Genomic DNA, 11,886 nt, shown 5'->3' on the forward strand with positions numbered 1-11,886 from the left:
TGTTGACCTAACTGGGATTAAACCCTTTACGCTTTTCCCCTCTATCTTCTGCCGTCACCCCTTTCCAAGTCAGGTTGAAAAAATCCACCTGAAAATCCTAGTTAAGCTGGGACTACGAAGATCTAGCCCCTCGATCCGGGAAGAGGGTGAATCACGCCTCAACATCGATCAGGTATTGTATCAATGTCCAGTTCTTAATCTAGTGTAAAATGTCGGTCTAATTTTGGCAACTAGAGGGGGGAACTCACCAACCACATAAAACCCCCGAACGGGATATCCTTGACTTGAGCGAACTAGGTTGAACAAAACGCAAGGAACTTGACCATGAGAGAGCATTTATTAATCCGACAAGCCCGGATTTTACAGCCCGATGGAGAATTTTTCCAGGGTGATGTCCTGATCCAAGAGGGAAAAATCCGCCAGATTGGACCGGATATTCCGGTTTTGGGTACTCATCCCGACCCTGACGATAATCTGGAGGTAATCGACGCGGTGGGGCTGACTTTGTTGCCTGGGGTAATCGACCCTCAGGTTCATTTCCGGGAACCGGGACTCGAATATAAGGAAGACCTATTTACAGCCAGTTGCGCTTGTGCGCGGGGAGGGGTGACCTCCTTCTTGGAGATGCCTAACACGCGACCCCTGACCACCACCCAGGCGACTCTGGATGATAAATTAGCTCGGGCTGCGCGTTCGTCCTTAGTTAATTATGGCTTTTTTATTGGGGCAACGGCAGAGCATTTACCGGATTTGGTGGAAGCGCATCCCACCTGCGGGATTAAAATTTTCATGGGATCGATGAAGGGTCCTTTGTTGGTGGATGATCAGGAGGCATTGGAGGCGATTTTTAGTCAAGGCGATCGCCTGATTGCCGTCCATGCTGAGGACCGCAGCCGCATTGAGGAACGCCGTCAACAGTTTAGCGATCGCACCGATCCCGCAGTTCATTCTGAAATTCAGGATACTCAAGCCGCCTTAATCGCCACGAAGCGCGCTTTAAGCCTCTCTAAAAAATATCAACGCCGCCTGCATATTTTGCATCTGTCTACGGGAGATGAAGCCCTGCTGTTGCGCGAAGATAAACCTAGTTGGGTTACCGCCGAAGTCACCCCCCAACATCTGGTGCTGAATACCAGTGCCTACGATACCATAGGCACCCTCGCCCAGATGAATCCCCCCTTGCGATCGCCCCGGGATAATGAAATTCTCTGGCAAGCCCTCCTCGATGGCGTGATTGATTTTATTGCCACGGACCATGCCCCTCACACCCTCGAAGAAAAAGCCCAAGGCTATCCCAATACCCCCTCGGGAATGCCCGGAGTGGAAACTTCCCTGCCGGTGATGCTGACTCAAGCCATGCAGGGCCGCTGTACCGTCCCCCAAGTGGCCCACTGGATGTCCACTGCCGTTGCCAAAGGCTATGGAATTCCCAACAAAGGGGCGATCGCCCCCGGTTACGATGCCGATTTAGTCCTAGTGGATTTAAACACCTACCGTCCCGTCTTGCGGGAAGAAGTGGTTAGCAAATGTGGCTGGAATCCCTTCGAGGGCTGGAACCTCACCGGATGGCCCGTGGTAACGATTGTGGGCGGTCAAGTGGTATATGATCACGGAAAACTGAACACCGACATTCGTGGCAAAGCCTTATCGTTTGGAGGTTAATCCCTCTCAAAAGTCCAGACCCTAGCTGCGATCGCCGCTATAGACTGAGGTAAACCAGACAAGAAACCGGGTTTCTGCCCTAATTTGTCCCAATTGAGCAGAAATTGAGTAAAGAAACCCGGTTTCTGGTTTTGTTGCTGTACCCACTCGCAACCAGGGGAAATCACTCCGGAGGCAATGGCATCAGGGCATCCAAATTAAAGTCCCCAACGGGGATTAATTCCGCTTGACGACCCTGTTCCTGATGAGTCAGGACCAGGCGCAAATAATCAGAAGGCTGGTAGGGTAAGCGTTCTGCCCATTCGATCGCCACGAGACCCGGTTCCGTCTCAGTCCCTTCCCAGTAACTCTCCAGATTCAGCCTTGAGACTTCAGTGGGGTCCAAGCGGTAGAGGTCCAAATGATAGAGGGGGATGCGCCCTTCGAGATATTCCACAATTAAGGTAAAGGTGGGACTGACAATCGATTCAGCGATCGCCAAACCGGACCCAATCCCTTGAACCAGGGTGGTTTTACCCGCGCCTAAGTCTCCTTCGAGTAAAATTGTCGTCCCTGGAGGGCAGCGTTGTCCGAGGGTAAAACCGAGAGATTTCGTCGCGTCTGCGTCGGGCAACACTAACTTAAGGATTGATTGACTCATTGATGAAAGAATAGACGACGGAATAAACGAAGAAAATAACGAGGTAATCAGTGAGTTAAAATTATAAAAATTATACCAGAATTTCCGATAAATAGCGATTAAGTGAACTCCAGGATTACATCGTTAACGACTGAGTTGTTTACCGAGGGAAAAATGTTATTCAGTCTAGGGAATTTTAGTCTAGCAAGGTTAGGAAGTTATAGATTAGAAGAGTAGGAGATAAATAAGCGAAAAGGAGTGTGAGGAGATAGGAATCGTGAGAGAGAAGCGAAGAATAAAAAGAGCGATCGCCCCTAGCGGGCGACAGAGAGGATACCGGCACTGCTTTTAATATGAACGTGAGCGTACCAGCGGAGCAACACCTGAGCCAAGAGTTGGTGATCGTGACGGACGTAACCCGTTTCCCGGTCCTCCTGCATTACATTAGCGAACACCACACTGCGGCCAAGTTCAGTAATGGTGGGGCGATCGACATACACCGGATAAGAGTTATCTTGGGAATAGCGAATTAGGGATTGAGCCGAAGGCATTTGCTGTTGCACCAGAACAGAACTAAACAACTTTAATCCACAAGCGCGATCAATCGCTTTAATGTGGTCGGCAACAGTATAACCATCAGTTTCCCCCGGTTGGGTCATGATATTGCAGACATAGATTTTAGGAACGTTGCGCTTGGCAATTTCTTCGGCAATTTCTGGCACTAATAGATTGGGAATCACACTGGTATAGAGACTTCCCGGGCCTAAAATAATGAAATCAGCCTCACGAATCGCTTGAATTGCTTTAGGTAGCGGGGGTGGATTAGACGGAGTGCAGCCAATTTTGACAATTTTGCCATTAGCTTCGGTAATACTGGATTCTCCCTCAATGCGACGACCATCAGCCAACTCCGCCCAGAGATTGACATCACAGAGGGTAGAGGGGAGGACTTGACCCCGGACCGCCAGAACCTTAGAACTCGTGGCGATCGCCCGTTCCAAATCTCCACTAATATCGCTCATCGCCGTCAGAAACAGATTCCCAAAACTGTGCCCCGTCAGCCCATTTCCCGCCTTAAAACGGTATTGAAACAGTTCCGTTAATAACTTTTCCTCATCAGCGAGGGCCGCTAAACAGTTGCGAATATCTCCCGGAGGCAGCACCCCATTTTCCCGGCGCAGCCGTCCCGAAGACCCGCCATCATCCGCTACAGTCACAATGGCAGTAATGTTAGCACTATAAGTCTTGAGTCCCCGGAGTAGGGTAGAAAGACCCGTGCCACCTCCAACTACTACAATTTTCGCGCCCCTATTTAACTTACGGTGATGCAGCAAGACATCAATCAACTCATCCTCGGCACCGGGTCTTAACACTTCCGTAATTGAGCCTACAGTGCGGGTTTGACCCCAGAGAATAAAGAAAATTCCAAATAAAAGAACAAACGGTCCGCTGATATAGCTAGGAATCACCGTTGCCAGTTGGGTCAGTGTTTTTTCAATCAACTGAATCGCGAAAAAAATCGGGGTCAGTTTAACCCAGATTGCCAGACCCAGAAGGGTTAATAAGACCCCAACCGCACTTAAGAGCAGCCAGCGTTTGACGAATAATCCAGGGGCTAACCATTTAAACCAATGGTTAAATCGCATCCCTCGCCGGAACAGGGGTTCCGGTTTGAGCGCATGGAAAGCTTGTTTGAGTAAACCAATAGACATGATTAATTTTAGGAGAGGGGATTAAAAGAGGAGAGAGTCGAAAGTTACACCTTTTTGGTTTTGATTCTAATTGCAAAAGGTCTGTTCCGAACTCAATGGGACAAGAGTCTCTAAGGGATCAGAGGTCATTTCCTTATGCCAAATAGGGGAATATGCTTACCAGGATATCGGGATTGTTCCCGAATGGCGAGAGACCCCGGCCAGAATCGCCCCCGTAGATGGGGGCAATTCGGTGATGAGAAGCTATCCGGGTGAGGCTATGTTGTAGAACAATCCTTCAGTCTGACTTGAAGCTAGAGCTTTCTATCCCTGGGGAAAGTAGCAACGATGGACTTCCCACCAGCCCGGTGGCTGGACTACTATACTTAACTTTTAGTGACCAGTCCGCAGAGCGTTACCGCAGTTGAGCCGATGAGTGAGCCGTTGATTGAATTGAAGGGAGTGTCGAAGTCCTTTGGGCGGAATGTGATTTTAAACGAAGTGGATTTATGCATTTACCGCAACGAGGCCCTATCAATCATTGGACCCTCTGGGACAGGCAAATCAACAATTTTGCGGATTATTGCGGGATTGCTGGAGCCTGATGCCGGGGAAGTGTATGTGCAGGGAATTCGGCGCGATCGCTGGATGGATGATTTGGCTGACCCCATTGGCATTGGCATGGTATTTCAGAATGCGGCCCTATTTGATTCCTTAAACGTGGATGAAAATGTGGGATTTTTCCTCTACGAACACTCAAAATTATCCCGCAAGCAAATTCGACAACTGGTCACGGAGAAGCTAGAAATGGTAGGGTTGCCAGGAATCGGCAATAAATACCCAGCCGAACTATCTGGAGGGATGCGAAAGCGGGTGAGTTTTGCCCGGGCGATTATGGCGAATCCAGACGACCCCACCGCCAGTCCAGAAGTGTTGCTCTATGATGAGCCCACAGCGGGTTTAGATCCGATCGCCTCTACGGTGATTGAAGATTTAATCCGAGAGTTACAGGCGGCCCGAGGCGGCTGTAGCACCTATGTGATGGTCACGCACCAAGATAGCACCATTCGCCGAACCTCTGACCGCATCGTGTTTTTATTTGATGGGAAAGTGCAGTGGCAAGGTGCAATTGAGGAGATTGACACCACGGATAACCCCTTAGTCCGACAATTTTTCAGTGGGAGCATTACCGGACCGATTCAACTAGCCGGTTGAGCATCAGGCGATCGCAAGGCAGCATGGGGGTAAAAGTGCTGTAGCACTGCACAGGTGGGAGTCAAAATCATAACAACAACGTCAAAAGAGCAACTATCGCAGAAGGAGAATCCATGCGTTCGTCACGAAAGCTCAGAGAAGGATCGATTGGTTTATTACTTTTGGCCGGTTTAGGACTATTTGGAGGCATTATTTTATGGCTGCGCGGGGTCGGATTAGGCCGAGAAAGCTATACCCTGGTCGTGTCATTCCCTAACGTTGCAGGGATGCAAGTGGGGGGGCCGGTACGCTACCGGGGAGTCTCGGTGGGCCGGATTGCCAATATTATCCCCGGGACTAATGGAGTCGATGTGGAGCTGATAGTGGCTCCAGCGACCCTGGTGATTCCTAATGCCGTGTTGATCGAGGCCAATCAGGGGGGGTTAATTGGAGAAACCTGGGTGGATATTAACCCCCTCCAGGTTTTACCGCCTCAAATTATTAAAACCACGACTCCCCTCGCCTCGGACTGCAATACGGAGTTAATTTTGTGCAATCGGGAGCGTCTGGAGGGACAGATTGGGGTAAATTTTGACGAACTGATTCGCGGTTCAATGCGGTTTACGAATTTATTTTCAGACCCGGCATTTTTTGCCAATCTGAATGCGTTGGTGAAAAACTCCACGGTTGCCACGGCTGAAATTACCCAACTCAGCCGAGAAATGAATGTCTTGACCCAATCGGTGGAACGAGAGTTAGGTATTTTCTCAACGGCTGCCCTCCAGTCGGCTTCGGCCCTGAATGCCGCTGCTGGACAAATTGGGAATACGGCCAATCAGGTGGGGGCCATTTCGACCCAACTGGGGAGGACGGTGAACCAATATGGGGCGATCGCCGGAGATATCCGGGCCGCCACTAATCAAATAGGAGCAACTGCCAATCGCTATGGGGCGATCGCCGGGGAGATCCGCACCGCCACCAATCAAATTACCGCCATCTCCAATCGCTATGGGGCGATCGCCGGGGACCTCCAACGAACAGTCAATCAAGTGGGTGCCGCCGCTGAGGAATATAGAGTCGTTGCCGGGACTTTTGGTACCAGTGCCGATCGCATCGGTCTCACCCTCGATCGCGTCGGTGGGACCATAGAGGGACTCGGCGGCACCGCTGGCGAACTCAACCTCACCGCTACCGACCTGCGCACCCTCATAGGGAGTGTCAATGAACTCGTCGCGACTAATCGTGGCACCCTCGTCACCACCCTCAACAACATCAACACCACCAGCGAACAACTGCGAATCAGCACCCAACAAATTACCCCCCTCGTCGCCCGCGTCGAACAACAGCTCAATCAATTTGAGGATTCTCAACTCTTAGCGAACCTAGATACCCTCTCCGTTACCGCCAATCAACTCGCCGCCAATGCCTCCGCTGCCGCGAATAATCTCGCCCAAATCACCGATACCGCCATCTCCCCCACCAATCTGCTGTTATTACAACAAACCCTCGATTCAGCCCGCGCCACGTTCCAAAATGTCCAAAAAATTACCTCGGATTTGGAAGAGTTAACCGGCGATCCGGCTTTATTTGAAAGTATTCGCAATATTTTGCTGATTCTTGGGGATCTGCTCTCTTCCACCGAACAACTCGAAGAACACGCCCGGTTTGCGATGGCTTTAGCGCCCCTTTCTCATACCGTCAGCGACCCTTCATTACAGTCCCAACTCCTCCCCCCAGCTTCCGACGAGCAACAGAGACCCGAACAGCTTGACCCTGCTGTTCCACCCCGGTCTGCATCCCCTGGCCCTAATCCCGATAAGCTCACGGCACGTAACCGTTGATTCCCCAGACCCCTCCCCGGGAAAAGGGGTTAACCACAAAGAAACCAGTCCCCCTCCTTGAGGCTAAACTGAGCCGGGAAGGAGGGGGACTGGTCTAAATTTTGAGGGAATGTTTAGAAAACTTGACTAAAACAATGGGTTGTTTTGCAGTTCTCTAATCTTCATCGTCTTCCTCGAACTCCTCATCGTCTTCGTTGAGGAAGTCATTTTTACTGTTATCGACCTGAATCAGGTGGATGTGCTTGTAACCCAGTTTAATTTCAAACTCATCACCGGGCTTTAATCCCATCGACTGGGTATAAGTTGAACCAATGACAATTTGGCCGTTTTTGTGGACGCTGACTCGATAAGTTGCCTCTCGACCGCGACCATCTTTTGACCCCTCTGGGCTGAGGGGAATGCCGCGAGCTTCCAGCACGGCATCATAAAAGTCCGTCAGGTTTACCCGGAACTCTTCATTTTTTGACTTGCTGTAGTAACCACAGCGCTTGGCGGTTTCTCGGCGCGGTAAGTGCGAGAGTTCTTTTACTTTTTGAAGCAGCGCCTTTCCTTTAAGGGGGGTTGTAGCAATTTCACTCATTGCTTTCAATGATTATCCTTCCCGATCTAAAAACTGAAAATTGAGCCGCATCATTCAATTTGGCCTAGTTAAAAATATATCCTCAATCCTGCGATTTTTAACCATAATTTTTTATAAAAAAATTAGACGGCTCAATTTTTAACCCCGGTTCACCTGAATAGACCGGGGTCCCTGCGGCTGTTGCCACGGGTGCAAGATGTCTGTGTTGAATCGGAATGCTAATTTGACTTGGGGCCCAACAATCGCTGAAGTTGCTTGAGGGATTGATAAATTTCTGGGAGACGGTTGGAGAGGACGACAGTTTTTAGCCACTGTTTGTTAGGAATGGCTGGAAAACCGGAGACGATCGCCCCGGGAGGAATATCACTGGTAATGCCGGTTTTAGCGGAGGCGATGACCCCATCTCCCACTGTTACCTGATTGTTAACCCCCACTTGACCGCCTAAAATCACGTTGTTGCCTAACTTGGCCCCACCGGCTAATCCCACTTGGGCCGCTAAGACACAATTTTTGCCTATTTTGCACCCATGACCAATCTGCACTAAATTATCAATTTTCGTATTCTCCCCAATCCGGGTTTCCCCAACTGCGGGACGGTCGATGTTGCTATTACAACCCACCTCTACGCGGTCCTCTAGGACGGTATAGCCCGATTGCTCCATTTTCACCCAACCGGCGCGAGAGGGCACAAATCCAAACCCTTCCGACCCAATCACGGCCCCCGCGTGAATTGTGCAACCCTTGCCGATGCGGGTGCGTTCATGGATGGTGCAATGACTATGCAAAACGGTCCCTTCGCCTATTTCGACATCGGGATAGAGGGCCACGTTGGCATGAATACAGACATTGTTGGCAATTTTGACCCCCTGGGCGATGGAGACAAAGGCCCCGATCGCCACATTTTCCCCCAAGGTGGCATCGGGGTGAATGGTGGCGGTGGGATGGATGCCTGCCTGGAGTCGAAAGGGTTGATAAAACAAGGCGATCGCATGAGCAAATAATAATCGTGGTTCCCGGGTTGCAATCCAAGCGATTCCACGATCGCTCGCCTGTTGGTGCAATTGGGGATTCATCGGCAAAATTAACGCCGTAGCAGCAGTCACCGCGATGCGATCGGCAAATTTACCGCCTTCGATATAACTCAGATTCCCGGGAGTTGCCTCGTCTACGGCTGTGACTCCGGTAATTTCCGGGTCCTCCCCTGTGGAAACGGCGGGACTATCGGGGAGATGAATGGCCAGTTTTTGGACAATTTCACTAAATTTCATGATGGCGATCGGCGGTTCTCGAAGGTTTGCCCGGGTCATAAAAACCCGCACCCTCAAGGGTGGGGCTACACAAACAAAGCCTGCCTTCGCAGGCTACAAAAGTGGCGATTCGCGAATCGCCTCTACATTTAGCGTTTAGTAAAAAAAATTGCTTAAGTCCTGTTCTCCCAGAAGTCAAGTTGTTTTCTGCCGGTTATCTGTGGCACTAAAGTATCCACTCCAAACGGTTTCAACCGCTAAAAATACCATAAAACTTGTCGCTGTTTTTAACCTTTGGGCAATCCCTACCCCTACCAAAAAACAAAGCCTACTGATTCAGCAGGCTTGGGGGGTGCTATTTTTTAAAGAAATGAATTATTGATTGACGGAACTGGCTTCTACATCTACTACCGTAGAACTACCCACCGTTGAGGCGGTATTGATAGGATTCTCGGATTCTCCGACTTCACCTTTTCGGGCTTTAAAATAATCCATTGCAATCTGAGAAAGCTCAGAAACTAACAAGGTTGCCAGAGCAATATCGTCAAGTTGCCCAATCACGGGGATAAAATCTGGAGCAACATCAATCGGGCTGAAGAAATAAGCCACGGTTCCCAAGATAATCCACCAGCGATATTTGGGATTGCGAAGGGTGTTGCGATACCAGTTGTAAATTGATTGAATAGAGTTATTCATAAGTTTGTCCTCCAGTTACTCTTCAATCTTGACAAAGCGATCGCCCAATTGTCGGTGTAGATAACCCCCCTATTTTTGCCAGGGAAGTTCTACTATTGACCGATCGCTGTCTTTGAGACTGGAAAATACTCCCCCTTCAATCCATCGTGTCTAATGGCAATTTATCCCTCAGCCACGAGGATGGCGACAGCTTCAACATGGGAGGTTTGGGGAAAGAAATCTGCCGGTTGCAGGAAACTCAGGCGATAAATTCCGCTATCACAGAGGATTTTCACGTCCCGGGCGAGGGTGGCGGGTTTGCAACTGATGTAAACGATGCGTTTGGGTGCAATTTGAATCAGGGTATCCAAAACACTGCGATCGCACCCTTTTCTCGGCGGATCCAGTAACACGATATCCGGTTTCTCTCCCTCCGGTAATCCCAAAGTCTCTAACTGCGGCAATAATTTTTCAACGGAACCTTCATGAAAGGAGACATTTGTCAAGCCATTGAGTCGGGCATTTTCTTGGGCGATCGCGATCGCTGCTGGATTGATTTCCAAACCAATCGCCTGTTGAACCCGTTTGGCGAGGGGGAGAGTAAAGGTGCCAATCCCGCAATAGGCATCCACTAATCGCTCAGTCCCCTGCAAATCCAAGCGAGAGGCGATCGTTTCTAACAAAACTTCCGCCGTTTCCGGATTCACCTGAAAAAACGTATCTGAGCGGAGTTGTAACTGCACTCCGGCAAATTCATCCAGGAAATAGGGTTGACCCGCAATACAGTGCGTTTCCTCCCCTAAAATCGCGTTAGTCCGGTGGGGGTTGTAATTGAGGCAAACTCCCACCAAATCCGGATACCGGCTCAACCATTCCTCCGCCTGCGCCTCAATATCCATCACCTTGCGATTTGCACAGACCAAAGTAAGCAAAATCTGTCCAGTCCGGCGACCAATTTGCAGCGCCAGGTGCCGGAGATTGCCCCGGTGTTCCGTTTCATTGTAAATCGACCATCCCCGGTCCTGGATGTCCTGTTTCACCTCAGCCAAGAGAGGATTTAATCGGGGATCCTGCACGGGACATTGATTGATGTTGACCAAGCGATGACTATTTTTTTCATAGTATCCCGCTTGGACATTCCCCGAGGCGGAACGACTGAGGGGATAGGTGGCTTTGTTGCGATAGCCAAAGGGAGAAGGAGAGGGCAAAATCGTTTCTACTGGGGGGTTCTCAATGCCGCCAATTCTGGCGATCGCTTGGGTGACGAGATTTTGTTTAGCTTGGAGTTGGGCAGAATAGGCGACGCTTTGCCACTGACAACCGCCGCATTTATCCGCGACGATACAATGGGGGCGGATCCGGTTTGGAGAGCGTTCCAGCACCTCTAAGAGCTTACCATTGGCATATTGAGGCTTCACCCGCACCAGACGGACCAACAGGCGATCCCCAGGAACTGCATCAGGAACGAAAACCACCCGCCCCTCATAGCGCCCCACCCCGTCCCCGGTGTCACTCAAATCCTCAATTTCTACTTCGATCGCGCAACCTTGTTGCCAATTTTCATCCTGCCGATCCCCGACTGCGTACTTGTTTTGCCCATTAGTGGCACTCACTGTAAATTTACCTCTCTTTATTTGTGTTCCCCTCAATGGCTAAACTACAGAAATGGATCTCCGATGTTTTGTAAAACCATGAGTGTAGTTAGTCAAGTTATTCTCAAAGCCGACGATGAGCTCCGTTATCCGACGAACGGGGAACTCACCAGTTTAACACAATTTTTTCAAACCGGCCAGCAACGGGTGCGAATTGCCACAACGTTAGCTGAGAACGAGAAGAAAATTGTGGAGCAAGCCAGCAAACGCCTCTGGCAAAAGCGCCCCGATTTTATCTCTCCGGGGGGCAATGCCTACGGTCAACGTCAACGCGCTCAGTGCCTCCGGGACTTCGGCTGGTATCTGCGTCTAGCCACTTATGGCATCCTTGCTGGAGACAAAGAACCGATTGAAAAAATCGGCATCATTGGTGCGCGGGAAATGTACAACGCCCTGGGCGTTCCTATGCCAGGAATGGCCGAGTCCATTGTCTGCCTCAAAGAAGCGTCCTTGGCCCTTCTGAGTCAAGAAGATGCCACCGCTGCTGCCCCTTACTTTGACTACATCATTCAAGCGATGTCCTAAGTCGAAGAGCATTTCAAATCTAATTTTGATTAGCTAGATTGTAGCGGATAGGGCTTAGTGCAGCAAGCATTAATACCTATCCGTTATTCTTTTAATTCCACTTCCGGTCCCCTCCCCTTGCCAACTATGCGTTACTCACATATTTCTTAACAATCTCGTAAACCTAATGCCTGTATTGGTTAGCGGGATAATTAACCTCA

At 50.0% G+C, this 11,886-nt stretch carries 10 protein-coding genes; 4 read left to right on the plus strand and 6 right to left on the minus strand.

Annotated elements, in window-relative coordinates; genetic code table 11:
* Positions 1-324: 324 nt before the first annotated feature.
* Positions 325-1,662 carry a dihydroorotase gene (locus NG792_RS26795; RefSeq protein ID WP_261197935.1) on the plus strand — a complete coding sequence of 446 codons (1,338 nt, stop codon included), beginning with the start codon at positions 325-327 and terminating at the stop codon, positions 1,660-1,662.
* A 163-nt stretch (positions 1,663-1,825) separates the two neighbouring features.
* Here the strand turns inward: NG792_RS26795 and tsaE are convergent, their stop codons facing one another.
* Both tsaE and NG792_RS26805 read right to left on the minus strand, forming a co-directional pair.
* A complete protein-coding gene (tsaE, locus tag NG792_RS26800) occupies positions 1,826-2,302 on the minus strand; it encodes a tRNA (adenosine(37)-N6)-threonylcarbamoyltransferase complex ATPase subunit type 1 TsaE (RefSeq protein WP_261197934.1) in 477 nt (158 codons plus the stop codon).
* Positions 2,303-2,595: 293 nt separating this feature from the next.
* Positions 2,596-3,993 (minus strand): gluconeogenesis factor YvcK family protein, encoded by a 1,398-nt coding sequence (locus tag NG792_RS26805; protein ID WP_261237467.1) that lies wholly within the window; start codon positions 3,991-3,993, stop codon positions 2,596-2,598.
* Between the two features lie 411 nt (positions 3,994-4,404).
* On the opposite strand from NG792_RS26805, the gene NG792_RS26810 reads away from it, so the two are divergent.
* Together NG792_RS26810 and NG792_RS26815 are read left to right on the plus strand one after the other, a co-directional pair.
* Positions 4,405-5,187, plus strand: coding sequence for an ABC transporter ATP-binding protein (locus NG792_RS26810; RefSeq protein WP_261198018.1), 783 nt, complete (start codon positions 4,405-4,407; stop codon positions 5,185-5,187).
* Positions 5,188-5,300: 113 nt separating this feature from the next.
* Positions 5,301-7,007, plus strand: coding sequence for an MlaD family protein (locus NG792_RS26815; protein WP_261237468.1), 1,707 nt, complete (start codon positions 5,301-5,303; stop codon positions 7,005-7,007).
* Positions 7,008-7,161: 154 nt separating this feature from the next.
* On the opposite strand, the gene NG792_RS26820 is transcribed toward NG792_RS26815, so the two are convergent.
* From NG792_RS26820 to rlmD, 4 genes are all read right to left on the minus strand, one after another.
* Positions 7,162-7,587 carry an AbrB family transcriptional regulator gene (locus NG792_RS26820; protein WP_261197931.1) on the minus strand — a complete coding sequence of 142 codons (426 nt, stop codon included), beginning with the start codon at positions 7,585-7,587 and terminating at the stop codon, positions 7,162-7,164.
* Between the two features lie 218 nt (positions 7,588-7,805).
* A complete protein-coding gene (gene lpxD / locus NG792_RS26825) occupies positions 7,806-8,855 on the minus strand; it encodes a UDP-3-O-(3-hydroxymyristoyl)glucosamine N-acyltransferase (RefSeq protein WP_261237470.1) in 1,050 nt (349 codons plus the stop codon).
* A gap of 354 nt (positions 8,856-9,209) precedes the next feature.
* Positions 9,210-9,530, minus strand: a complete 321-nt coding sequence (locus NG792_RS26830; RefSeq protein ID WP_261197929.1) for a YkvA family protein — start codon at positions 9,528-9,530, stop codon at positions 9,210-9,212.
* Positions 9,531-9,691: 161 nt separating this feature from the next.
* The gene (gene rlmD / locus NG792_RS26835; protein ID WP_261197928.1) at positions 9,692-11,122 is read right to left on the minus strand and encodes a 23S rRNA (uracil(1939)-C(5))-methyltransferase RlmD; all 1,431 of its coding nucleotides are present in this window, start codon (positions 11,120-11,122) and stop codon (positions 9,692-9,694) included.
* 78 nt (positions 11,123-11,200) lie between these two features.
* Between rlmD and apcD the strand changes: the two genes are divergently transcribed.
* Positions 11,201-11,686: an allophycocyanin subunit alpha-B gene (gene apcD / locus NG792_RS26840; protein ID WP_261197927.1), complete on the plus strand. Its 486-nt coding sequence runs from the start codon at positions 11,201-11,203 to the stop codon at positions 11,684-11,686.
* Positions 11,687-11,886 lie beyond the last annotated feature (200 nt).

It is taken from the genome of Laspinema olomoucense D3b (genome assembly GCF_025370785.1).
GTDB lineage: Bacteria > Cyanobacteriota > Cyanobacteriia > Cyanobacteriales > Laspinemataceae > Laspinema > Laspinema olomoucense.

Excerpts from the sequence above, each read along its gene's own strand:
- NG792_RS26820 (WP_261197931.1), bottom strand. The coding sequence starts at position 7,587 with ATGAGTGAAATTGCTACAACCCCCCTTAAAGGAAAGGCGCTGCTTCAA.
- lpxD (WP_261237470.1), bottom strand. The coding sequence starts at position 8,855 with ATGAAATTTAGTGAAATTGTCCAAAAACTGGCCATTCATCTCCCCGAT.
- tsaE (WP_261197934.1), bottom strand. The coding sequence starts at position 2,302 with ATGAGTCAATCAATCCTTAAGTTAGTGTTGCCCGACGCAGACGCGACG.
- NG792_RS26805 (WP_261237467.1), bottom strand. The coding sequence starts at position 3,993 with ATGTCTATTGGTTTACTCAAACAAGCTTTCCATGCGCTCAAACCGGAA.
- NG792_RS26815 (WP_261237468.1), top strand. The coding sequence starts at position 5,301 with ATGCGTTCGTCACGAAAGCTCAGAGAAGGATCGATTGGTTTATTACTT.
- apcD (WP_261197927.1), top strand. The coding sequence starts at position 11,201 with ATGAGTGTAGTTAGTCAAGTTATTCTCAAAGCCGACGATGAGCTCCGT.
- NG792_RS26810 (WP_261198018.1), top strand. The coding sequence starts at position 4,405 with ATGAGTGAGCCGTTGATTGAATTGAAGGGAGTGTCGAAGTCCTTTGGG.
- NG792_RS26830 (WP_261197929.1), bottom strand. The coding sequence starts at position 9,530 with ATGAATAACTCTATTCAATCAATTTACAACTGGTATCGCAACACCCTT.
- NG792_RS26795 (WP_261197935.1), top strand. The coding sequence starts at position 325 with ATGAGAGAGCATTTATTAATCCGACAAGCCCGGATTTTACAGCCCGAT.